Below are 21,247 nucleotides of genomic sequence, written 5' to 3'. Positions count from 1 at the left end.
GTTCCCGTATTTTGACTGAAATGATACCGCGGTCACGATCCTATGCAGATTCAGCCTTTCCATCAGGAGGCTCTCTATATAGAATTGATGCCAATTCCCGTCTTAGTCTGGTAGTCCGGGGCGCATAAAAAATAACAATTGAGGAGAAAATTCATGGCCGACGCCGTTATCGTTTCCACCGCCAGAACCCCGATCGGCAAAGCCTATCGCGGTGCTTTCAACAATACCCATGGTGCCGATATGGGGGGACATGTTATCAAGCATGCGGTTGAACGCGCCGGGATAGACCCAGCAGAGGTTGAAGATGTGATCTTCGGCGTCGCGAACCCGGAAGGGGCAACCGGCGGAAATATTGCCCGCCAGGCCCTGCTCAGAGCGGGCTTGCCCATCACAACATCGGGCACCACGGTTAACCGTTTCTGTTCATCCGGCCTGCAGACCATCTCCATGGCCGCACAGCGGGTCATCGTCGATAAGGTTCCTGTCATGGCCGCCGGCGGGATGGACAGCATCAGCCTTGTGCAAAATGAACATATGAACCGTTTTCGCGCGCAGAATGAATGGCTGCTGGAAAACAAGCCGTCCATTTATGATCCCATGCTGAAAACCGCGGAAACAGTCGCGACACGCTATGGCATTACCCGCGAGGCAATGGACGAATACAGCTATCAAAGCCAGATGCGGACCGCGGCGGCACAGGAAGCAGGCCGGTTCGATCAGGAAATCGTCCCCATGACCACGATCAAGGTGATGGAGAACAAGGAAACCGGCGAGGTCCTGCATGAGGAAGTTACGCTGACCCAGGATGAAGGCAACCGCCCGAGCACGACACTGGAAGGGCTTTCCAGCCTGAAGCCGGTGCTGGGTGAGGATTGCTTCATCACGGCAGGCAACGCGAGCCAGCTGTCCGACGGAGCGTCTGCCTGTGTTGTCATGGATAGCAAGCTAGCCGAACAGCGGAATATTGAACCGCTTGGCATCTATCGCGGCCTTGTTGTCGCTGGCTGTGAGCCGGACGAAATGGGTATCGGTCCAGTGTTCGCGGTTCCGAAACTACTGAAGCGCAATGGCCTGAAGATGGATGATATTGGCCTTTGGGAACTGAATGAAGCTTTCGCCGTTCAAGTTCTCTACTGCCGCGACAAGCTCGGCATCCCGAATGAATTGCTTAATGTTGATGGCGGCGCCATCTCCATCGGCCATCCTTACGGCATGTCCGGTGCTCGCCTGACCGGCCACGCCCTGATTGAAGGCAAGCGCCGCGGCGCAAAATATGTCGTTGTCACGATGTGCATCGGCGGCGGCATGGGCGCAGCAGGACTTTTCGAAGTCAACTGATCAGCCAACCCTCAAAAAGAAAACCCCGGAAAGTTTCCGGGGTTTTTTTATGACTCAAAGGATTTTAACCGACCTTTGGAATAGTCTCACCGTGTGGGGATGGGCTCATCCCCCGTGTAATCGTAAAAGCCACGGCCGGATTTCCGCCCAAGCCAGCCCGCCTCGACATATTTAACGAGAAGCGGGCAAGGACGATACTTCGTATCCGCCAGCCCCTCATACAACACCTGCATGATCGCAAGACAGACATCCAGGCCGATGAAATCAGCAAGCTGTAGCGGGCCCATTGGATGGTTGGCGCCAAGGCGCATGGCCGTATCAATCGCCCGCACCGAACCGACACCTTCATAAAGCGTGTATACGGCCTCATTGATCATCGGCAGCAGGATCCGGTTAACGATAAACGCCGGAAAATCCTCTGCCGGAGTCGGCGTCTTATCCAAGCGGACTGCCAAGTCCTTGATCGTTTCGAAGGTTTCCTCATTCGTCGCGATACCACGGATCAGCTCGACAAGCTGCATCACCGGTACCGGATTCATGAAGTGCATGCCGATAAACTTCTCCGGCCGGTCCGTGATCGCCGCAAGGCGGGTCACGGAAATGGAGGAGGTATTTGTCGCAATGATCGCTTCCGGCTTCAGCTGCGGACCGAGGGCAGAGAGAATCTTCTTCTTGATTTCCTCATTCTCGGTCGCGGCTTCGATCACCAGATCCACATCGGACAAGTGATCATCATTGGTTACCGGCTGGATATGGGTCAGGGCCTTCGTAATATCGGTCTCTGAAAGAGCGCCCCGGCCAACCTGGCGCCTGAGATTATGCTCAATCGTTTGTAGGGCCTTATCAAGCTGTTCCTTAGAGATATCTTTGAGGAACACATCAATACCTGCGACAGCCAGAACATGGGCAATACCATTGCCCATCTGGCCGGCGCCAATCACACTTACTTTATTTATCATTGCCTAATTCCAAGCATATAGGTGAGCGCGATCATAACGCCGATATTCTGACCCTTCCGCGCCATTACAGAGCTTCGTCCAGCTCTGGCAATGCCTTGAACAGATCCGCGACAAGACCGTAGTCGGCAACCTGGAATATCGGTGCTTCCTCATCCTTGTTAATCGCCACGATCACCTTGCTGTCCTTCATGCCGGCAAGATGCTGAATAGCGCCGGAAATACCGACAGCTATATACAGTTGCGGCGCGACAACCTTACCGGTCTGTCCGACCTGATAATCATTGGGTACGAAGCCCGCGTCTACAGCAGCACGGCTGGCGCCAACCGCGGCACCAAGCTTGTCGGCAACCTTTTCCAGAAGATGGAAATTGTCGCCCGACTGCATGCCACGACCACCGGAGATAACAATCTTCGCGGATGTCAATTCCGGACGCTCCGATTCAGAGAGTTCCTCGCCAACAAAAGTCGACAGGCCGCTATCTGCTGCGGCACCGGCTGCTTCAACAGAAGCGGAGCCGCCCGTTGCGTCGGCCGCTGGGAAATTGGTCGAGCGAATCGTAATTACCTTCTTGGCATCGCCGGACTGTACCGTCGCCATAGCGTTACCGGCATAGATCGGACGGACAAATGTATCAGGAGAGACGACCTCAACGATTTCAGAAATCTGTGCCACATCCAAAAGTGCCGCCACACGTGGCAGGATGTTTTTGCCTGAAGTCGTCGCAGCAGAAATAATGGCGTCATATCCATCTGCTAGCGAAACGATCAAAGCCGCCATATTCTCTGCCAACGCGTTGGCATAAAGAGCGTCTTCTACCAGCAGGACCTTGGCGACACCGGCGACTTTCGCCGCTTCGTCCGCAACAGCGGCACAACCGTTTCCGGCGACCAGTATATGGACATCACCACCCAGTTTAGTTGCGGCGGTAACTGCGTTTAATGTTGCAGCGCCCAATGCTTCATTGTCATGATCGGCAAGAACAAGAACAGTCATTAGATTACCCCCGCTTCATTTTTCAACTTGTCGACCAGTTCAGCGACAGATTCTACCATTACGCCGGCTTCACGTTTTGCCGGTTCTTCTACTTTCAACGTCGTCAGACGCGGTGCAATGTCAACACCGAGGTCTTCCGGTGTCTTTTCATCGATCGGCTTCTTCTTTGCCTTCATGATGTTGGGGAGAGACGCGTAGCGCGGCTCGTTCAGGCGAAGGTCGGTTGTGACCACAGCCGGCATTTTGAGATCAATCGTCTGCAAACCGCCGTCCACTTCACGCGTGACCTTTGCGGTACCCTCTTCAAGGCTGACCTTGGAGGCAAATGTGCCCTGAGACCATCCCAGAAGAGCGGCCAGCATCTGACCAGTCTGATTGGAGTCATCGTCAATGGCCTGTTTCCCGACGATAATGAGATCCGGTTTTTCTTCTTCGGCGACAGCCTTCATCAGCTTTGCGACGCCAAGCGGCTCTACCGTCTCATCCGTTTTGACAAGGATGCCACGATCAGCACCCATCGCAAGTGCTGTCCGCAGGGTTTCCTGCGCAGCCTGCGGACCGACAGACATGGCAACAACTTCTGTTGCCACACCAGCTTCGCGTAGACGAAGCCCTTCCTCGACGGCGATTTCATCAAAGGGGTTCATGGACATTTTGACATTTGCGAGGTCTACACCTGTCTTGTCCGCTTTAACACGGATCTTAACGTTGTAGTCCACGACACGTTTAACAGCGACGAGAACTTTCATGGATCGGTCTACTCCTGGGGTTATAGTACTTTCACATCCGACGAAAACCCATTCTCCGGCGGTGTGAACTTCAGGTTATAAATCATTTGAATTCGGCAGTGCACAATAAATAGCTAATGACTATCTGTCAATTCGCCGAAGCAGGACATTTTAACGCAGTTCATAGAAGCTGATTTTCGGCTCAAATCGGCCTCAATTGGTCATCTGTTGGCACCTGGCACCCACAGAACGTCCTCTGCCCCCTTGTTATTGAGGTAGCGGCCCAGAACAAACAGAAAATCGGAGAGCCGATTGATGTAGGCAATCGCGATCGGGTTGACGGCTTCCGAATCGCCAAGGGCGATCATCCGCCGCTCCGCCCGTCGGCAAACTGTCCGGGCAAGATGCAAATTTGCGGACGCAATTGACCCGCCCGGCAGAATAAAGGAATTGAGCGGCGACAGTTCCGCGTTGAGACGATCAATCTCTTTCTCCAGCCGCTCAACCTGTTCGGCAGCAATTCGGAGAGGTGGATATTTCGGATTTTCCTGCTCGGGCGTGCAAAGATCGGCGCCAAGATCGAAAAGATCATTCTGGATGCGCGCCAGCATCTCATCAGCTTCACCCGACACATGCAGGCGCACAAGACCGATCACGGCGTTGGTTTCATCCACATCGCCATAGGCTTCGACCCGCGCGTCCGTCTTGCTCACCCGTGCGCCGTCACCGAGCGAGGTTTTTCCCTTATCTCCACCACGTGTGTAGATTTTAGTCAGCTTTACCATGAACCGCCTTCGTCGTTACGTCTAGTTACCGGAACTCGCAACCCAGATCCCGAGCATTATGAGAACAACCGCAATTGCCTGCATCAGGATACGCAGTCGCATCAGTTTGTTCCCGTATCGGCGATTGAAATCGCCGCCCCGGGCAAAAGTTAGCACGCCAAATAACAGAACAAGGGCTGTTGCGACGACGGCGGCGATAATGAAATAATTGATCATGAACGGTCCGATCTGTCATATAAGAATGCAGCGTCCAAAGCTACATCGTTACACCCTATATGGACAGGAATTTTCATGGAAGCAACCCGGGATGTTGTAATTGTCGGCGGCGGCGTCATCGGTTCCGCCATCGCCTATTTCCTGAAGGCCACTTCAGCATTTGCCGGATCAATCACTGTTATTGAGAAGGATCCGAGTTATGAATTCGGGTCGACAGCGCGATCCTGGGGTGGGGTCCGGCAGCAGTTTTCAACGCCGGAAAATATCCAGATGTCCCAATACACCCAAGAATTTCTTGGTCAGATTTCGAGGTTGCTCGGAGTGGATGATACACCCGTTGACGTCAGCTATCATGAGCAGGGCTATCTCTTTCTGGCAGAGGATCGCCATATACCCCGCCTTTTCAGCAACAACGCCATTCAACGAAGTCTAGGCGTCAATGTCGGCCTGCTGGATGTGGACGATCTTGCAAGGGGGTTCCCCTGGATGAATGTCGCCGATCTCGCCGGGGGCTCCTTGGGCCTTTCCGGGGAAGGCTGGCTGGACGCATATAGTCTCAATCAGGCCTTTCGCAAAAAATCGATTTCTATCGGAGTCTCCTATCTGGGGAGAGAAGCCGTCGGATTTGAAAGCGACGGCAACAGGGTGTCTGCCGTCCTGCTCGACGACGGCACGCGGCTAGGCGCGGGTCATGTGGTGAATGCAGCAGGTCCAGCCGCCGCTATGGTTGCAAGATGGGCCGGTATCGACTTACCCGTACGGCCACGGAAAAGATTTGCCTATAGCTTCAGCTGTCGAACGGAAATTACCGGTTGCCCGCTGGTCATTGATCCGAGTGGTGTGCATTTCCGCCCCGAAGGGCGACAATTTCTGGCGGGCTGCTCCCCCGACCCTAACAACGACCCCGACTGCAAAGATTTCGAGGTTGATTACGGCTGGTTTGAGGACCATATCTGGCCAATCCTGGCCCACCGCGTTCCCGCCTTCGAGGCGATTAAACTCGAAAATGCCTGGGCGGGGCATTATGCCTATAATACCCTGGACCAGAACGCCATTCTCGGGCCCCACCCGGTCGTCACCAATTTCTATTTCGCCAACGGATTCTCCGGTCATGGGCTGCAGCAATCTCCGGCCGTTGGGCGGGCCATTGCCGAGCTGATTACGTTTGGCGAATTCCGCAGTTTTGATCTCAAACGCTTCTCGTTCGCGCGGTTGATGACAGGTGAGGCAATTTTAGAGCATAATATCGTTTAAGTACGTAAAAAGGACAGGGTATGCCGATTATCAAAATAGAAATGTTGGAAGGACGGGACCGGGCCACCAAGCAGGAACTGGTCAAATCCATGACAACCGAGATGGCCCGAATCACCGGTTGCAGCGAGGCGAGCGTTTATGTCGTGATCAATAATGTTGCCAAGGAAGACTGGGGTATTGGCGGCGAACTCGCCGCAACGAAATTCCCAGACTAGGGTATATAACGTGGGACACGAGGCGCAGAAAATATTCATTATCGCACTGTTGGGCCGGATCTGGCACCATTTCAAGGATCAGCATTGCCTGCGTATGGCGACAGCGCTCAGTTACCAAACCCTGCTCGCCATTGTACCGCTGGCGGCGGTTATCTTTGCCCTCTTCACCGCAATCCCGGCATTCACTCACTTAAAGCAGAAACTGACAACACTGTTGTTCGATAACCTGCTGCCGTCCAAAATATCGACGGTAGACGCCGCCCTCAGCGACTTTGCCGTCAATGCAAGCCAGCTCACTTATTTCGGCCTCGCGGGCATCGCGATTACCGCACTTATGCTGATGTCCAGTATCGAGGAGATTTTTAGCCAGATCTGGCAAGTCGCCGCCACGCGAAACCCTTTCAAGCGATTGATTACCTACATTGTTATCACCTTGATCGGCCCAATTGCGGTCGGCACCAGCCTCACGCTCGTAAACTGGATTGTCGATATCAGTGAAGAAGCGACAGGTTTTGAAGTGACCGGAGCGGTGGCGTTGCTAAGTTTTATTATGCCCTTTCTGCTTCCTTTCGCGATATTGTTCATCCTATTTCGCATCGTACCGGCCTGCGATGTGAAATGGCGTCACGCCTTCATCGGTGCCGCCGTCGCGACCGCACTGTTCCTTTTAGGTAAGCATATGTTCAGGCTCTATCTTGAATATTTCCCGTCTTATGAGGTGGTCTATGGCGCCATGGCGGCCATTCCCCTGTTTTTAATCTGGCTCTATGTAAGTTGGGGAATCGTTCTGTTTGGCGCAACCATTGCCGCTGTGCTCGGATTCGAATTCACCGCCGACATGGAAAAAAGATAGGGAATATAAAGGTGATCATCAGTCCGGAAGCTTGACGGCGCCCGACTCATCGATTTCAAATCCGGGGTTCCAAGCGACTTCCCAAAGATGGCTGTCAAGATCACGGAAGTAGCCAGAATATCCGCCCCAGAAGACTTCTTCCGCTGGTTTGACAATTTTCGCGCCCAAATATTGAACCTGTTTCAGGACCTCATCCACCTCGTCCTTGCTCCGGGCATTATAGGCGAGTGAAAACCCTTCAAAACCGGTACCTTCTTCAGAAATGCCCGCATCTTTGGCAAGGTCATCACGCGGAAAAAGACCTATGGCCATCGAGCCGCACTGAAAGAAGGAAACGCCGGAAGCATCCTTCACAGAACGCTTCCAGCCGAGAGATTCAAAGAAGGCCGTGCTCCGCGCCAGATCCCGGACGCCAAGCGTGATAAGCGATATTCGCTGCTCCACCTTCAAGCCTCTTATTAGTTTGCACCCTCAAGCAGGCGGCGTGCAATTACCTGTGCCTGAATTTCACCAGCGCCCTCAAAAATATTGAGAATACGCGCATCGCACAAAACCCGGCTAATTGGATATTCGAGCGCGAACCCGTTACCGCCGTGAATTTGCAGGGCATTATCTGCCGTACTCCAGGCTACGCGGGCCCCAAGCAGTTTGGCCATCCCGGCCTCCAGATCGCAACGGCGACCTTCGTCCTTCGCCCGCGCAGACGCATAGGTAAGCTGGCGCGCCATCATGATTTCAACAGCCATCCAGGCGAGCTTGCCGGCAACACGCGGGAATTTGATAATGGGGCGGGCAAACTGAACGCGATCCAATGCATAGCGAAGACCGAGCTCCATTGCGTTCTGCGCAACACCAAGGGCGCGGGCCGCGGTCTGGATACGGGCACTCTCGAATGTCTGCATCAACTGCTTGAAACCGTTACCTTCTTCTTCGCCGAGCAAATTTTCCGCCTTGATCTCGAAATTATCGAAGCCAAGCTCATATTCCTTCATTCCGCGATAGCCAAGAACCTCGATCTCGCCACCGGTCATGCCGTCGGCCGGGAAATCCTCCTCCTCGGTCATATGAGGCTTTTCCGCGAGGAACATGGAGAGGCCTTTATAGCCAGGCTCATTCGGGTTCGTGCGAACCAGCATGGTCATGACATCGGCGCGCGCTGCATGGGTGATCCATGTTTTGTTACCCGTCACCTTGTAGACATCGCCATCCTTCACTGCGCGCGTTTTCAACGACGCAAGGTCTGAACCGGTGTTCGGTTCAGTAAAGACAGCCGTCGGCAGGATCTGGCCGGTCGCAATAGGAGAAAGCCATTTTTCCTTCTGTGCCTCGGTTCCACCGGTCAGGATTAGCTCAGCCGCAATTTCGGAACGCGTGCCAAGAGACCCGACGCCGATATAGCCACGCGAGAGTTCCTCGGACACCACGCACATGGACATCTTACCAAGACCCAACCCGTCGTATTCTTCCGGAACTGTAAGACCGAAAACGCCAAGTTCTGACATTTTCTCGACAACCGGCATGGGAATCAGCTCGTCCTTCAAATGCCACTCATGGGCATAGGGCATCACCTCTTCATTGGCGAAGCGACGGAACTGGTCCCGAATCATCGAGAATGTCTCATCCAGTCCGGGATCGCCGAAATGTCCGGTATCCATTCCTTCTGCAACCAGTTCGGCAATCCGCTCCTTAACCTCGGCGCTGTAACCCGCCTCTATCAGAGCTAAGACTTCCGGAGTTTTGAACTTGGCGATTGCCGCGTCATCCATCCCAAGGTCCTGGGGACGGATAATCTCACCAAGAGACATGGGGATGCCGCCGGTGATCTGGTTGAGATACTCACTAAAACCGGCCTGCAGGATCAACTGCTCCAACTCACCGAACTTACCTTCAGCCGCAAGATGGCGAGACCAATTCAATGTTTCGCGCAAGGCCTCCACATAAGTCGCAAGCCAGGCAAGGCCGTGCGTTGCATATTGATTAGCCTCGACAAGCTCGGCACTGATCCGTCCATTACTGCCGCGAGTCAGATCCGCGACGGCCATAATCGCCTGTTGCTTGAAAGATTCGGCCGCGCCAAGCGCAGATTCACAAAGGCCGTCCAGGCCATCCAACAGAATTGTGCCGGGCGCCTCAACCATTTCAGACATTGTCATTATTATTCTTTCCTTGTTTGATTACGGCTTCTTCTTACTCGTTGCCGGCTTCAATTGCATCCTCGATTGTTCTCATACCCGGATACTTTGCAGAAACCAATACGGCCATATTGCCTGGCTTATGCTCGTTATTCATCATTTTTGTATGAGCGCGAGGGATATCATCCCAGGAGAAAACCTCTGACATGCAAGGATCAATACGCCGCTCGACAACCAGATTGTTTGCCTGCGATGCCTGTTTCAGGTTGGCGAAATGGCTGCCCTGAATACGTTTCTGGCGCATCCAGACAAACCGCGCGTCCATGGTCAGGTTGAAACCTGTTGTCCCGGCGCAGAAAACCACCATTCCGCCGCGCTTTACCACATTGCACGAGACCGGAAAGGTCTGTTCTCCGGGATGTTCGAACACGAAATCGACGTCGTTACCCTTGCCGGTAATTTCCCAGATAGCCTTGCCGAATTCGCGCGTTTTCTTCATGTAATCGCCGAACCCTTCGCCGTTAACTGTCGGCAGTTGGCCCCAGCAGTCAAAGTCCTTACGGTTGAGAACGCCTTTCGCACCGAGGGACATGACAAACTCGCGCTTGCTTTCATCGGAAATAACGCCAATGGCATTGGCACCGGCAGCGGCACAAATCTGGATCGCCATGGAACCAAGACCGCCAGATGCACCCCAGATCAGAACATTGTGGCCAGGACGCAGGATATGCGGCCGATGACCGAACAGCATGCGGTAAGCGGTTGCGAGGGTCAGCGTATAGCAGGCGCTTTCTTCCCAGGTCAGATGCCGGGGACGCGGCATCAACTGACGGTCCTGAACACGGGCAAACTGCGCAAAAGATCCGTCCGGCGTTTCATAACCCCAGATGCGCTGGCTCGGCGAGAACATGGGGTCGCCGCCATTGCATTCCTCATCATCCCCATCATCCTGGTTACAATGAACAACAACTTCATCACCGATTTTGAATCGTTTCACCTTGTTACCAACCGCATAAACGATGCCAGAGGCGTCTGATCCCGCAATATGGTACGGCGCTTTGTGATAATCGAATGGAGAGATTGGCTCGCCCAAGGCGGCCCAGACACCATTGTAGTTGACTCCGGCCGCCATAACGAGGATCAGCACATCATGACTGTCCAGCTCCGGCGTTTCGACGACTTCCACCTGCATGGCTTTTTCCGGTTCCCCGTGGCGCTCCTTCCGGATCGCCCAAGCATACATTTTGGACGGGACATGGCCGAGCGGTGGAATTTCTCCGACTTCGTACAGATCCTTAATTTCGCCAGCCGGCATTTCATTTCCTGCATCGGAAAGCGCAGAAGCTTGCGTATTTGACATCAAAAGTATCCCTCGTATTTTGCATTTTGTCTAATTTATAGGGCGCTAGTCTTTAGAAATCGCAAATTCCTTTTTTCCGACTTCACATATCGCATTGCATCAAAAAACGAAACGTAGACCTTTACATTAGCCCGGTATATGAGAAGATTACTGACCTTTGCCGAGATAACAAGTTTTTTTTGCACTGCAGCACAAAGTTATGTTATTACGTGCGATAGCAGGTACACGTAATAACTGAATCTATAATTACATCTAAACGAAAGATAATTATGGCACAAAATAAGACGGAAGCCGCAAAAACCGGCGCCCAGAAAAAAGACCGCCCCTGGCTATTCCGCACCTATTCGGGCCATTCGTCCGCAAAAGCGTCGAACGAGCTTTATAAAACAAATCTTGCGCGCGGCCAGACGGGCTTGTCCGTCGCTTTCGATCTGCCGACCCAGACAGGTTATGATTCGGATCATATTCTGGCCCGCGGCGAGGTTGGCAAGGTAGGTGTTCCCATTTGTCACCTTGGGGATATGCGCACTCTGTTTGATGATATTCCGCTCGAGAAAATGAACACGTCCATGACAATCAATGCGACGTCGGCGTGGCTTCTGGCACTCTATGTTGCCGTTGCTGAAGAACAGGGAGCCGATGTTTCCGCTCTTCAGGGCACCGTCCAGAATGATATCATCAAGGAATATTTGTCGCGAGGAACCTATATCTTTCCACCAAAGCCGAGCATGAAGCTGATCACCGACGTGGTGAGTTATACCTATCAGCAGATGCCGAAGTGGAATCCCACCAATGTCTGCTCCTATCATTTGCAGGAAGCCGGGGCCACTCCGGTGCAGGAGCTGTCGTTCGCACTGGCAACGGCCATCGCGGTATTGGATGCCGTTAAAGAAGGCGGGCAGATCAGCGCCGAGGACTTCCCTGCTGCAACAGGAAGAATCAGCTTTTTCGTCAATGCCGGCATCCGCTTTATTACCGAAATGTGCAAGATGCGCGCCTTCGTCGATCTCTGGGACGAAATCCTCCGCGATCGCTATGGCGTGGAAGACGAGAAGTTCCGCCGATTCCGTTATGGTGTGCAGGTAAACTCCCTCGGACTGACCGAGCAGCAACCGGAGAACAACGTCTATCGCATTCTTCTGGAAATGCTGGCTGTTGTACTCTCCAAGAAAGCACGTGCACGCGCCGTACAGCTTCCCGCCTGGAATGAGGCCCTCGGCCTGCCGCGACCGTGGGATCAGCAATGGTCCCTTCGCTTGCAGCAGATTGTTGCATTTGAAACCGACCTTCTCGAGTTTGGCGATATTTTCGAAGGTTCGGTTGAGATTGACCGCAAGGTTGAAGAGTTGAAGGCCGCCGCGCGCGAGGAACTTAAACTTATCGAGGAAATGGGCGGCGCCGTCGCTGCGGTAGATACGGGCTATCTGAAGGAAAGCCTGGTCAATTCAAATACAAACCGAGTCCAGTCGGTCATTGCCGGCGATTTGCCCGTTATCGGCGTGAATAAATTTACAGAGTCCGCCCCTTCCCCGCTGACGCAGGAAGCCGATGGCGGCATAATGACCGTCGATCCGGCCGCAGAAGCCGAACAGATTGAACAGTTGCGGGCGTGGCGTGAGAGCCGGGATGAAGCTGCCGTTAAAAAAGCGCTCGACGCCCTATCACAGGCCGCGAAAGAGGGTCGAAATATCATGCCGCCGTCAATTACCGCCGCGAAAGCAGGCGTGACGACTGGCGAATGGTCCGAAGCGCTCCGTCAGGTGTATGGGGAATATCGCGCCCCGACCGGTGTAAGCTCCGCCGTTTCCAATGCAGAGAACGATATACTTGAACCCGCCCGCGAGAAGGTCGCGGCGGCGGCGGCAGCCCTCGGGCGGCCGCTCAAGGTTCTGGTCGGCAAACCCGGCCTGGATGGTCATTCGAATGGCGCGGAACAGATCGCGGTTGCTGCACGCGACAGCGGGATGCAGGTGGTCTATGAGGGTATCCGCCTTACACCGGACCAGATTGTTACCGCCGCACGCAACGGCACCGTCGACCTTGTCGGCCTATCCATTCTTTCAGGCTCCCACGTTCCGCTCGCGACAGAAGTTTGTGAGAAGCTGCGGGCCGCTGGCTTAGGTGATGTGCCTGTTGTAGTTGGAGGCATTATCCCACCCGAAGATGCGGACAAACTCAAAAAGGCTGGCGTCAGTGCAATCTATACGCCCAAGGATTTTGACATGGCTGGCATCGTCATCGACATGGTCGACATGATCATGAAATATGAGGAAGTGGCCTAACCGTCAACGAGGAGGGAGATTCGCGGAAAACTGCCGAATATTAACCATAATCGACCATTTTCCGCACCTCTTCAGGCTGGTAACCATAATCTCTTAAAGATTTGATTGTTGCATCCTTGTCACGTTTTGAAAGGCGGCGCCCTTTCGCATCCGAGATCAATCCGTGGTGAAAATAGGTCGGCGTCGGGAGGTCGAGCAACGCCTGCAAAAGCCGGTGAATATGAGTGGACGCGAACAGGTCCTGACCCCGAACAACATGGTTAACACCCTGAATTGCATCATCAAATGTCACCGCTAGATGATAGCTGGTCGGGGTCTCCTTGCGCGCGAGGACAATGTCCCCAAACGGGGCCGGATCACATTGTATGTATCCCTTCCCGACTTCCTGAAACTGGAGCTTCGATAATTCGACTGCCGCAATCGCATTAACCATATTCAGGCGCAACGCGTAAGCTTCCCCCCGCGCAAACCGCGCCTGCCGCTCGCTCTCCGTCATATCGCGGCAAATGCCCGGATATACGGGGCCTTCAGGACCATGCGGCGCCGAGTTGCTGCGATTGATTTCGGCCGATATCTCCTTTCGGGTGCAGAAACAGGGATAGATCAAATCCCGATCGTTGAGCTTCTCGAGGAGTGCCGCATAGTCATCGAAATGATCGCTCTGTCGACGCAGCGGGGGATCCCAATCCAGTCCCAACCATCTCAGGTCTTCATAGATTGCCTCTTCGAATTCCGGACGGCATCTTGTCTGGTCGATATCCTCCAATCGGAGCAGAAACTTGCCGCCGCTCTCTCGTGCAGCCTGCCAGGCCAGAGAAGCGGAATAAACATGTCCAAGATGAAGAAATCCGGTTGGGCTTGGCGCAAAACGCGATATAGTTACCATATAGTTAACAAGGGGGAGCTTTCGAAAATAATACTCAAATGTGTTTAAAATTTTATCTGTTTTTCTTGTCAGGCGTCAGGGCGAGCGTTAGCCTTTGTTAATACTTTATTAATTATAAAAAATGTCAACGGGCGAGAAGAATGTTTAAAAGAATATTGATCGCGCTGAATATTTTAATGCTGGTGACGGCATGTGCAATTCCGATTACCAGAAATCATGATGTTAATGCCGCAATGAACCGGTATGAAATTGCTTATCGCGAAACGGTCAAGAACGACCCGATGATGGATGAAAATATCAGCATTATGGCGGATGTTCTCCAAACGATAGACCAGCGCTATGTGGATAATGTCAATCCCGATGACCTGATCGACAAGGCAATTGAAGGACTGAAGTCCGTTCCGATAGAAGGTAGGGGAGAAAGCGACCCCACAACCCGCGCGTTGAATGCCATGCTTGCGTCGATGGATCGATACACTGGCTATATGGCGCCCCAGCGGTTCTCGTCCTACCGCGAAAGTCTGGACGGGCACTTTGTCGGCCTCGGTATTCATATCAGAATGATCGACGACAATCTGACGGTCATGAGCCTGCTGCGCGGTTCAGGCGCGGAAGAGGCCGGCCTTCAGGAAAAAGACATTATCACCCATGTGGATGGAGAGCCGATCAAGGGTCTCACCCTTTCCGAGGCGCGCGAGAAGCTGCGCGGTCCCGAAGATTCTTATGCATCCCTTACGATACTTCGCAATAACACGCCGACCCCATTGCAGGTAGACGTTATGCGTCGCGATGTAGAGGTCGCCGCTGTAGAACATCGTATTGATGGAAATATCGGCTATATCCGTATCTTCTCTTTTACCCGGAAAACAGGCCCCGGAGTGGCTACGGCGTTGAAAGACATTCAATATACCCTGGGACCCAACCTCTGCGGCATCGTTTTGGACATGCGGAACAATCCTGGCGGTCTGGTGTCCGCGGCCGAGATTGTCGCCGACGCCTTTCTAGATAGCGGAAACATCTATTCTGTCAGAAACCGCGGGCGGGAGCTGGTGTCACGGGACGCTGTTCAGGGCGATGAAACACAGGGCAAACCCATTGTCGTCATGCTGAACAAGAAATCCGCCTCGTCTTCGGAGATAGTTGCCGGTGCATTGAAATACCAGGCGCGGGCGAAGCTTTTTGGTGAGAAGAGTTATGGCAAGGGCCTGATGCAATCGCTGATGCCGCTCCGTAATGGCGGCGGCCTCCGTCTTACGACTGGCCGTTTTACCACTGGCGGCGGCCCGACATTTCACGGGGTAGGACTGACACCGGACATTCCGCATGTCGTTCACGAGGGTGAAAGTGATGAAGCACAGATCTCCCTCGCTGCGAAAAGCCTGAACTGCTCCACGGATATCAAGACGGCACTTGTTACTTCCCAATGACGGCAAAGGAGGATATCGCGGCGGCGCTTGAATTCCTCTGCAATCAGGATCCGGATATTGGCCGTGCGCTGTCTCTGATTCAACCGCTACCGGACCGGCGGCGGCCAGCCGGATTCGAGCATCTCACCAAGATCATTGTTGAGCAGCAGGTATCGCTCTCCAGCGCCGCGGCCATATGGAGAAGGCTGGCTGACGCCGTGTCTCCCTTTCTGCCGGAGCGTATGCTGCAATATTCGGAGGAAGAATTACGCGGTCTGGGACTGAGCCGTCAAAAGGCACGGTATTGTCGTGCTCTCGCCGAGGATATAATCAGTGAACGACTCGTGCTCGACTCCCTTCACGCACATGACGATGAGGAAGTGCTTACGCAACTGACCAGCGTGAAAGGAATTGGTCGCTGGACGGCGGAAATTTACATGATGTCCTGTCTGGGCCGGACCGATATTTGGCCGGCTGGCGATGTGGCGCTGCAAACCGCCTTCGGACATCTTAAACAACTTCCGACTCGTCCCGATGTGGCGAAAATGGATGATTTGGCAGAACCGTACCGGCCGTATCGGACGGTCGCGGCTCGCATTTTATGGCGCTATTATGCGGATGTGGTTCAGGCGCCGACACGCAAGAATATCTCTGTATAGATATTTATTTTACTCCGATGTTAAAGAAAAACCGCACAGGGCACTATATTCCTTAAAGTGAATAAATCTGGCACGTCATCAGCTCTCAAGATGCGGTGGTTTCATAATTATTTCACACAAAATACTGTATTAGAGTTTGCAATTTGAAGAGGGAAAGGTCAAACTTTCCACCACAACATTTTGTTTGGAGACAGTTTAAGCTTTGCAAACATCTGTGGAAAAATACCCGGCCCTGGTTCTGAACGCCGATTACAGGCCCCTTAGCTATTTTCCCTTATCGCTTTGGTCCTGGCAGGACACGCTTAAATCGGTCTTTCTCGAACGGGTCAATATTGTCTCGGAATATGACCGTGTTGTCCGGTCTCCGAGCTTCGAAATACGGCTGCCCAGCGTGATCTGCCTGAAGCGGTATGTCAAACAGAGTAAACAGCCCGCCTTCACCCGATTTAACGTTTTTCTGCGGGACGGATTTCGGTGCCAGTATTGCAACTCTCCAGAGGAATTAACTTTCGACCACGTGTTGCCCCGCCGCCTCGGGGGGCAGACAAGCTGGGAGAATATCACGACGGCCTGCGCCCCCTGCAACATGAAGAAAGGAGGCAGGCTCCCCCGGGAAGTTAATATGTTCCCGGAAATCCGCCCCTACATACCCACCCCGCAAATGCTCAACCATCAGGGTCGCGCCTTCCCCCCCAACTATCTTCATGAAAGCTGGCGTGACTATCTTTATTGGGATACCGAGCTCGAAGAATAAACGAATTTCCCTGCCCGCACTTGCCTTTCCCGCGTTTCGACGTCTATATAGAGACAAATTTGTAATATTTCTTTATCGCTGAAGATGTGACGCACAATGAGTTATGGCCTTGGTCTTTCAGAGAAAAAGCAGGCACGGCAGCGCCGCACCCGCTTTTTCAAGTTCGTTTTGTATATTGCGCTGCTCGCCGGAGCCGGTGTCTATGGCTACTATGAAGGTCAGGCCAATGCGGATAGGCGTATCGCTGACATCGAAGGGCAGGTCATCGTCCTTACCAGTGAAAATGATCGACTGAACGATCAGGCTCGCGCTGCCCTAGATAAACAGAGCGCGGCACTCGCCGAAGCCCGTCAGTGGCGCGATAAATTCGAGAATGAAATCCCAAGTGGTCCAACGCGTGATATTCTGGATCTTGTGCAAGCCAGGCTGGCAGACGGATTAGAGCCGGATCGGCTGCTTTCCCTGATCACGCTCGCGCAGAACAGCCAGAATTGTGACGCGGCGCCCGAAACCAAGCGGTTTATCGTCAATACACCGATCTTTTCCAGCCCCGGAAACTCCATCAGCCTCGGCAATGGATCAATTACGGTCACCGGAAACGGAAAATCAGTTGTCAACTCGGAAGGCAAGGTGGAAGCGTGGTATGATCCCGAACAACCGGTCGAAATCACCTTCACACAGTTAGGCGGCCAAAAGGAACTCCTGACTGGCGTTCTCCCGCTTCACAAGAGCGTTGTCTTTGGTGCCAATGAATATCGCTTCAGCATACTGGCCGGCAAACAGAGCTTCGCTACTATTTCTGCAACACGCTGCGATTTTCCATAGAAAACTCCCGTCAAATGCGGGAAGAGAGCCAGATCGCCATCTTTGAGCCAGCTTTAACGGCGGACGTCAGAAGCTCATAACCAGGCGCCTCACTGGCGCCTTCCGTCCGTGCGGTATCGCGATGCTCGATTTCCTCATCGCGAAACTTGGAAATAGTCTGTTTCAGGTCCGCTTCTTCCTCTCCAAGTGTATCAAGCTGCTGGCGGTAATGCTCGTCGATTACCTCCTCGACGGCTTCGGTGCAAGCCATTGCCGCTTCTTTCCCGAGCATGGCGGTTCCCGCGCCAAGCGCAAACCCGGCAACATGCCAGAGCGGGCTTAACAAGGTCGGACGAACGCGGCGATCCCGGAGAAGTTCTTCAAATTTCTTTTTGTGAAGTTCCTCCTGTTCTTTCATGTGCTGTAGAGTTTCCGCCGACTCTGTTTCTTTCAGAACGGCCAGCTGTCCTTCATATATCCGCACGGCACCGAATTCGCCGGCGTGATCGACACGGATAATTCTCTCCAGCTGCTCCCGCGGGCTAAGATCGCCGGGCTGACGGCCAAATGCGGGTTTCTCATCAATGTTTTTTTTGTCTGGCATCGCCATTCCTTATCTGTTCCTGAAAGAACTTAGTGCAGCAAAAACCGAAAAAACAGCCAGAACGGCACCAAAAATGACATTATAACCCGCCATGGAAATGCCAAAGAGCGACCAGGCAACTTCATCGCAGCGCACAATGGGCGTCGACATGATCTTGGCTTTCAAGTCCTGCAGACTGCTGGCTTTGGCTGTATCACCCACACATTCAGCCGTGCCTTCCCACCAGCCTTGCTCTACCCCCACATGGTATCCGCCGATGGCGGCGGTGATAGCAAACGCAAGGGCGCAAAGCAGAAGAAGCGGGCCAATCTCGACGCGTTTTCGCAGGGCAATCCCGGCGAGGGATATCACAATAACCACGGCATAGGGCCAGCGCTGGTAAAGACACAGAACGCAAGGCCAGAGATCGAACACATATTGCGCAATAAACGCTGTACCAAGCGCGCCGATACTTCCAAGCAAGGCTACCCACAACGCGTTTTTCGTCAAGTACGTCACCCCAATCCGCCCTTCCTAGAAATCTAGAGCACGTATTTAATCGCTACAAAACTGCCAATTAGCAAAACGAAAAAGAGAATAGTCAGCAGGCCAAGATATTTCTCGATAAACAACTGTATCGGCGCCCCGAATTTCCACAAGAGGCCTGCGACCAGGAAAAACCGCAAGCTGCGCGAGAGAGTAGAGGCGACGATAAAGACCAGCACATCAAGATGGGTTACCCCGCTGGCGATGGTGATGACTTTATAGGGAAAGGGGGTCAACCCGAAAAAGGCGACAATCCACCCGCCCCACTCATTATAAGAATCCGTGAATTTGACAAATTTTTCGGTATAACCGTAGAAATCTATAATCGGGGCACCGATCAAGTCGTAAAAGAGATATCCTACTAAATAGCCGAACAGCCCGCCGACGACTGAAGTCAGGCTGCAGATAAATGCTAGCCGCCAGGCGTCCCGGCGGTTGGCGAGCACCATCGGGATCAACAGAACGTCCGGCGGAATGGGAAAAAAGGAGCTTTCAGCAAAGGAAATGCCCCCTAGAAACCATTTTGCCCGCGGTTTCGCCGCCAGTCCCATAGTGAAATCATACAAACGTCGGAGCATGCGCGGGCCAGAACCTGAATAAACTAAAATTGTAGACGGGTCTTTTTAGCCGCTTTTTTGTATCGCCTCAATCTTTATCATTATTTATCATACAGATGTGTATCTGCCAGAACACCTATTGACCCGCCGATATTCATCGCTATAGTGCGGATTTTCGACCGTAGCCCCTGTGGCGGAATTGGTAGACGCGACAGATTCAAAATCTGTTGTCCATAGGGCGTGCCTGTTCGAGTCAGGCCAGGGGCACCATTTAAATCCATCCTCACCATCTGGTCGATACGACGGAATTCCTTAACTATATGCTAATATCTGACCGGTAGGATTTAAGGCAGACTTACAGCTTTGCCTTTAGAGGGTGTATCAAATGCCTGTCCTGATGATGTCAGCCGGTGGCCTTGTCCTAGTAGCGGCGATATGGGATGTTTTTTCCCGCCGAATTCCGAATATGCTGCCCCTGATCATTGCCGCGCTGTACTTGCTTCAGGCGTCAATCGCCGGCGACTGGTCCTCCCTTCCCTGGCATCTCCTCTGCGGCATGGGCGTTCTCGTTGTCGGGATTATGATTTTTGCCCTCGGTTGGCTGGGCGGTGGCGACGTTAAGCTTCTCGCTGCACTGGCACTCTGGGCAGGGCCTGATCACCTGGTCCTTCTGCTGTTAATGACTTGCCTGGCGGGCGGCATACTTGCCCTCATCTATGTTTTGCCCGTCATTCTCTCCCGCAACCCAGCAGTCTCCGGTGTCATTGACTGGTTTTTCATGAAAGTTCTAAAAAAACCGGCACCACTTCTCCAGACCGGCAAGGCGCTCGGCCTTCAGCTTCCTTATGGCGTTGCCATAGCTGCCGCGGGTTTCGTGGTGTTCTATCAATTTTTCAAGGTGATGTAGGGCTCAGGCAGCTCGTGCCAGCCAGATCCCGAAAATGATAAAGGCAGCTCCGGCAAGATAGCGGATATTTACCGGCTCCTTGAGAAACAGGTAACTCAGCAGGGGCACGAACACAAATGTCAGCCCCATGAATAAATACGCCTTGTTGAGCGGGAAATGCCGGAGCACATAAACCCAGGCAACCGTCGCGGCCCCATAAAGCACTAGGGCAAGAATAAAGTATCCATTGACCGACAATTTCATGAGCGACGCCATGTTTGCCGCGTCGACATCGCGACTGGTGAGTTTAAACAGTACCTGCCCTATCGCGATTACGAGAGGTAGCATGATCAGGGCCGCGTCTTTAGCTATATCCATGACTTTCTCCTGACATTTCACCTGTCTCGCAATAAAAGATATCCCGCCCGATATCGAGGCAAGTATGCTCCTCCGGCACCGGCTGCATTGCCCTTAAGAAACTTTCGGGATAGGGGAAAAAATTGAAATGCGGATTAAAGGTGTAGCGATATTCCCGCTCTCGCGGCACGACGATGATAAGCTTCTTCCGGCATACCCGCCGCAGCTCCTGTATGGCCTGACGGTAATCAAGAATATGCTCGATCACATGAGTGCAGATCACGGTATCGAACTCTCCATCTGAAAAGGGGAGATTCTCGATTTTTGCAGGGACGAGTTCAAGCCCCTCTTGTACGTCCGGCACGATCAGGTCAGTTCCGGTTACCCGGTCAAAGGTGTCGCCCCGAATTTCCATAATCCGCTGAAGCAGGAATCCGGTGCCGCAACCGACATCCAGAATTGAACGTCCAACAACCCCCTGTGCAATACGCTGGATACAGGCTTCGGAATTGTCTGTCAGGTCGTGAACCCGGGGGTGATTGCGATAAAGACCTTCATATTCCTCTTCACTCAGGAAAGGCGCTTTTTTCCGAAATTCCGCCAAGGCTACGATATGATTTCCCCAGACCGCCTTGGCCAGCCACTTGAAAAGAACAGAATCCCTTAAAATGGGTGGCAGCAAATCTTCCAGGA

Annotated in this window: 24 protein-coding genes and 1 tRNA gene; 11 read left to right on the top strand and 14 right to left on the bottom strand. The window is 53.1% G+C overall.

Annotation, left to right across the window (positions count from 1 at the left end; all coding sequences use genetic code 11):
• Positions 1–153: 153 nt before the first annotated feature.
• Entirely contained in the window at positions 154–1,338 is a 1,185-nt protein-coding gene (locus J0X12_RS04905) for an acetyl-CoA C-acyltransferase (protein WP_207042843.1), read from the top strand.
• Between the two features lie 86 nt (positions 1,339–1,424).
• On the opposite strand, the gene J0X12_RS04900 is transcribed toward J0X12_RS04905, so the two are convergent.
• From J0X12_RS04900 to J0X12_RS04880, 5 genes are all read right to left on the bottom strand, one after another.
• Positions 1,425–2,297: a 3-hydroxybutyryl-CoA dehydrogenase gene (locus J0X12_RS04900; protein ID WP_207042841.1), complete on the bottom strand. Its 873-nt coding sequence runs from the start codon at positions 2,295–2,297 to the stop codon at positions 1,425–1,427.
• A gap of 64 nt (positions 2,298–2,361) precedes the next feature.
• Complete coding sequence (locus J0X12_RS04895; RefSeq protein ID WP_207042840.1) at positions 2,362–3,291, bottom strand: electron transfer flavoprotein subunit alpha/FixB family protein; 930 nt, start codon at positions 3,289–3,291, stop codon at positions 2,362–2,364.
• Positions 3,291–4,040 (bottom strand): electron transfer flavoprotein subunit beta/FixA family protein, encoded by a 750-nt coding sequence (locus tag J0X12_RS04890; protein ID WP_207042839.1) that lies wholly within the window; start codon positions 4,038–4,040, stop codon positions 3,291–3,293. Before J0X12_RS04890 ends, J0X12_RS04895 begins: the two co-directional genes overlap by 1 nt.
• 200 nt (positions 4,041–4,240) lie before the next feature.
• Entirely contained in the window at positions 4,241–4,804 is a 564-nt protein-coding gene (locus J0X12_RS04885; protein WP_207042838.1) for a cob(I)yrinic acid a,c-diamide adenosyltransferase, read from the bottom strand.
• 21 nt (positions 4,805–4,825) lie between these two features.
• On the bottom strand, positions 4,826–5,020 hold the full coding sequence (locus tag J0X12_RS04880) for a twin transmembrane helix small protein (RefSeq protein WP_207042837.1): 195 nt from the start codon (positions 5,018–5,020) through the stop codon (positions 4,826–4,828).
• A gap of 75 nt (positions 5,021–5,095) precedes the next feature.
• Here J0X12_RS04880 and J0X12_RS04875 point away from each other — a divergent pair, with 75 nt between their 5' ends.
• The 3 genes from J0X12_RS04875 to J0X12_RS04865 are packed head-to-tail and all read left to right on the top strand — an operon-like array spanning position 5,096 to position 7,342.
• Positions 5,096–6,274 (top strand): NAD(P)/FAD-dependent oxidoreductase, encoded by a 1,179-nt coding sequence (locus J0X12_RS04875; RefSeq protein WP_207042836.1) that lies wholly within the window; start codon positions 5,096–5,098, stop codon positions 6,272–6,274.
• Between the two features lie 20 nt (positions 6,275–6,294).
• A complete protein-coding gene (locus J0X12_RS04870) occupies positions 6,295–6,489 on the top strand; it encodes a tautomerase family protein (RefSeq protein ID WP_207042835.1) in 195 nt (64 codons plus the stop codon).
• Positions 6,490–6,499: 10 nt separating this feature from the next.
• Positions 6,500–7,342 (top strand): YihY family inner membrane protein, encoded by an 843-nt coding sequence (locus tag J0X12_RS04865; RefSeq protein ID WP_207042830.1) that lies wholly within the window; start codon positions 6,500–6,502, stop codon positions 7,340–7,342.
• An 18-nt stretch (positions 7,343–7,360) separates the two neighbouring features.
• Here the strand turns inward: J0X12_RS04865 and J0X12_RS04860 are convergent, their stop codons facing one another.
• Genes J0X12_RS04860 through ccrA form a run of 3 tightly spaced genes read right to left on the bottom strand, consistent with a single transcriptional unit; the run spans position 7,361 to position 10,789 of the window.
• A complete protein-coding gene (locus tag J0X12_RS04860) occupies positions 7,361–7,786 on the bottom strand; it encodes a VOC family protein (protein ID WP_207042824.1) in 426 nt (141 codons plus the stop codon).
• A gap of 14 nt (positions 7,787–7,800) precedes the next feature.
• Positions 7,801–9,489 (bottom strand): acyl-CoA dehydrogenase family protein, encoded by a 1,689-nt coding sequence (locus J0X12_RS04855; protein WP_420497046.1) that lies wholly within the window; start codon positions 9,487–9,489, stop codon positions 7,801–7,803.
• A 40-nt stretch (positions 9,490–9,529) separates the two neighbouring features.
• Complete coding sequence (gene ccrA / locus J0X12_RS04850) at positions 9,530–10,789, bottom strand: crotonyl-CoA carboxylase/reductase (RefSeq protein WP_420497045.1); 1,260 nt, start codon at positions 10,787–10,789, stop codon at positions 9,530–9,532.
• A gap of 314 nt (positions 10,790–11,103) precedes the next feature.
• Between ccrA and J0X12_RS04845 the strand changes: the two genes are divergently transcribed.
• Positions 11,104–13,116 (top strand): protein meaA, encoded by a 2,013-nt coding sequence (locus J0X12_RS04845; RefSeq protein WP_207042817.1) that lies wholly within the window; start codon positions 11,104–11,106, stop codon positions 13,114–13,116.
• Between the two features lie 40 nt (positions 13,117–13,156).
• On the opposite strand, the gene gluQRS is transcribed toward J0X12_RS04845, so the two are convergent.
• On the bottom strand, positions 13,157–14,002 hold the full coding sequence (gluQRS, locus tag J0X12_RS04840; protein ID WP_207042806.1) for a tRNA glutamyl-Q(34) synthetase GluQRS: 846 nt from the start codon (positions 14,000–14,002) through the stop codon (positions 13,157–13,159).
• A 140-nt stretch (positions 14,003–14,142) separates the two neighbouring features.
• On the opposite strand from gluQRS, the gene J0X12_RS04835 reads away from it, so the two are divergent.
• The 4 genes from J0X12_RS04835 (at position 14,143) to J0X12_RS04820 (ending at position 17,646) form a co-directional block, all read left to right on the top strand.
• Positions 14,143–15,429: a S41 family peptidase gene (locus tag J0X12_RS04835; RefSeq protein ID WP_207042804.1), complete on the top strand. Its 1,287-nt coding sequence runs from the start codon at positions 14,143–14,145 to the stop codon at positions 15,427–15,429.
• Complete coding sequence (locus tag J0X12_RS04830) at positions 15,426–16,067, top strand: DNA-3-methyladenine glycosylase family protein (protein ID WP_207042802.1); 642 nt, start codon at positions 15,426–15,428, stop codon at positions 16,065–16,067. The genes J0X12_RS04835 and J0X12_RS04830 overlap by 4 nt, the downstream gene beginning before the upstream one ends.
• A 202-nt stretch (positions 16,068–16,269) precedes the next feature.
• Positions 16,270–16,821 carry an HNH endonuclease gene (locus J0X12_RS04825; RefSeq protein ID WP_207042801.1) on the top strand — a complete coding sequence of 184 codons (552 nt, stop codon included), beginning with the start codon at positions 16,270–16,272 and terminating at the stop codon, positions 16,819–16,821.
• A 96-nt stretch (positions 16,822–16,917) separates the two neighbouring features.
• On the top strand, positions 16,918–17,646 hold the full coding sequence (locus J0X12_RS04820) for a hypothetical protein (protein ID WP_207042800.1): 729 nt from the start codon (positions 16,918–16,920) through the stop codon (positions 17,644–17,646).
• A gap of 10 nt (positions 17,647–17,656) precedes the next feature.
• Here J0X12_RS04820 and J0X12_RS04815 read toward each other — a convergent pair whose 3' ends face one another.
• The 3 genes from J0X12_RS04815 to J0X12_RS04805 are packed head-to-tail and all read right to left on the bottom strand — an operon-like array spanning position 17,657 to position 19,332.
• Positions 17,657–18,229 (bottom strand): demethoxyubiquinone hydroxylase family protein, encoded by a 573-nt coding sequence (locus J0X12_RS04815; protein ID WP_207042799.1) that lies wholly within the window; start codon positions 18,227–18,229, stop codon positions 17,657–17,659.
• Positions 18,230–18,238: 9 nt separating this feature from the next.
• Complete coding sequence (locus J0X12_RS04810) at positions 18,239–18,718, bottom strand: disulfide bond formation protein B (RefSeq protein ID WP_207042798.1); 480 nt, start codon at positions 18,716–18,718, stop codon at positions 18,239–18,241.
• Between the two features lie 32 nt (positions 18,719–18,750).
• Positions 18,751–19,332 (bottom strand): YqaA family protein, encoded by a 582-nt coding sequence (locus J0X12_RS04805; RefSeq protein WP_207042797.1) that lies wholly within the window; start codon positions 19,330–19,332, stop codon positions 18,751–18,753.
• A 163-nt stretch (positions 19,333–19,495) separates the two neighbouring features.
• Here J0X12_RS04805 and J0X12_RS04800 point away from each other — a divergent pair.
• Together J0X12_RS04800 and J0X12_RS04795 are read left to right on the top strand one after the other, a co-directional pair.
• A tRNA-Leu gene (locus J0X12_RS04800) sits at positions 19,496–19,581 on the top strand.
• A gap of 115 nt (positions 19,582–19,696) precedes the next feature.
• Positions 19,697–20,218 (top strand): A24 family peptidase, encoded by a 522-nt coding sequence (locus tag J0X12_RS04795; RefSeq protein ID WP_207042796.1) that lies wholly within the window; start codon positions 19,697–19,699, stop codon positions 20,216–20,218.
• A 3-nt stretch (positions 20,219–20,221) separates the two neighbouring features.
• Here J0X12_RS04795 and J0X12_RS04790 read toward each other — a convergent pair whose 3' ends face one another.
• Both J0X12_RS04790 and J0X12_RS04785 read right to left on the bottom strand, forming a co-directional pair.
• Positions 20,222–20,575 carry an EamA family transporter gene (locus J0X12_RS04790; protein ID WP_207042795.1) on the bottom strand — a complete coding sequence of 118 codons (354 nt, stop codon included), beginning with the start codon at positions 20,573–20,575 and terminating at the stop codon, positions 20,222–20,224.
• Positions 20,562–21,158, bottom strand: a complete 597-nt coding sequence (locus tag J0X12_RS04785; RefSeq protein ID WP_207042794.1) for a class I SAM-dependent methyltransferase — start codon at positions 21,156–21,158, stop codon at positions 20,562–20,564. The genes J0X12_RS04790 and J0X12_RS04785 overlap by 14 nt, the downstream gene beginning before the upstream one ends.
• Positions 21,159–21,247 lie beyond the last annotated feature (89 nt).

Source organism: Sneathiella sedimenti (assembly GCF_017313765.1).
Lineage (GTDB): Bacteria > Pseudomonadota > Alphaproteobacteria > Sneathiellales > Sneathiellaceae > Sneathiella > Sneathiella sedimenti.
This window is presented reverse-complemented; position numbering and strand designations above follow the sequence as displayed.

Coding starts and splice junctions, on each gene's coding strand:
- ccrA (WP_420497045.1), bottom strand. CDS start 10,789: ATGCCGGCTGGCGAAATTAAGGATCTGTACGAAGTCGGAGAAATTCCA.
- J0X12_RS04870 (WP_207042835.1), top strand. CDS start 6,295: ATGCCGATTATCAAAATAGAAATGTTGGAAGGACGGGACCGGGCCACC.
- J0X12_RS04855 (WP_420497046.1), bottom strand. CDS start 9,489: ATGTCTGAAATGGTTGAGGCGCCCGGCACAATTCTGTTGGATGGCCTG.
- J0X12_RS04905 (WP_207042843.1), top strand. CDS start 154: ATGGCCGACGCCGTTATCGTTTCCACCGCCAGAACCCCGATCGGCAAA.
- J0X12_RS04890 (WP_207042839.1), bottom strand. CDS start 4,040: ATGAAAGTTCTCGTCGCTGTTAAACGTGTCGTGGACTACAACGTTAAG.
- J0X12_RS04815 (WP_207042799.1), bottom strand. CDS start 18,229: ATGCCAGACAAAAAAAACATTGATGAGAAACCCGCATTTGGCCGTCAG.
- J0X12_RS04805 (WP_207042797.1), bottom strand. CDS start 19,332: ATGCTCCGACGTTTGTATGATTTCACTATGGGACTGGCGGCGAAACCG.
- gluQRS (WP_207042806.1), bottom strand. CDS start 14,002: ATGGTAACTATATCGCGTTTTGCGCCAAGCCCAACCGGATTTCTTCAT.
- J0X12_RS04880 (WP_207042837.1), bottom strand. CDS start 5,020: ATGATCAATTATTTCATTATCGCCGCCGTCGTCGCAACAGCCCTTGTT.
- J0X12_RS04830 (WP_207042802.1), top strand. CDS start 15,426: ATGACGGCAAAGGAGGATATCGCGGCGGCGCTTGAATTCCTCTGCAAT.
- J0X12_RS04820 (WP_207042800.1), top strand. CDS start 16,918: ATGAGTTATGGCCTTGGTCTTTCAGAGAAAAAGCAGGCACGGCAGCGC.
- J0X12_RS04895 (WP_207042840.1), bottom strand. CDS start 3,291: ATGACTGTTCTTGTTCTTGCCGATCATGACAATGAAGCATTGGGCGCT.
- J0X12_RS04875 (WP_207042836.1), top strand. CDS start 5,096: ATGGAAGCAACCCGGGATGTTGTAATTGTCGGCGGCGGCGTCATCGGT.
- J0X12_RS04835 (WP_207042804.1), top strand. CDS start 14,143: ATGTTTAAAAGAATATTGATCGCGCTGAATATTTTAATGCTGGTGACG.
- J0X12_RS04900 (WP_207042841.1), bottom strand. CDS start 2,297: ATGATAAATAAAGTAAGTGTGATTGGCGCCGGCCAGATGGGCAATGGT.
- J0X12_RS04845 (WP_207042817.1), top strand. CDS start 11,104: ATGGCACAAAATAAGACGGAAGCCGCAAAAACCGGCGCCCAGAAAAAA.
- J0X12_RS04790 (WP_207042795.1), bottom strand. CDS start 20,575: ATGGATATAGCTAAAGACGCGGCCCTGATCATGCTACCTCTCGTAATC.
- J0X12_RS04795 (WP_207042796.1), top strand. CDS start 19,697: ATGCCTGTCCTGATGATGTCAGCCGGTGGCCTTGTCCTAGTAGCGGCG.
- J0X12_RS04885 (WP_207042838.1), bottom strand. CDS start 4,804: ATGGTAAAGCTGACTAAAATCTACACACGTGGTGGAGATAAGGGAAAA.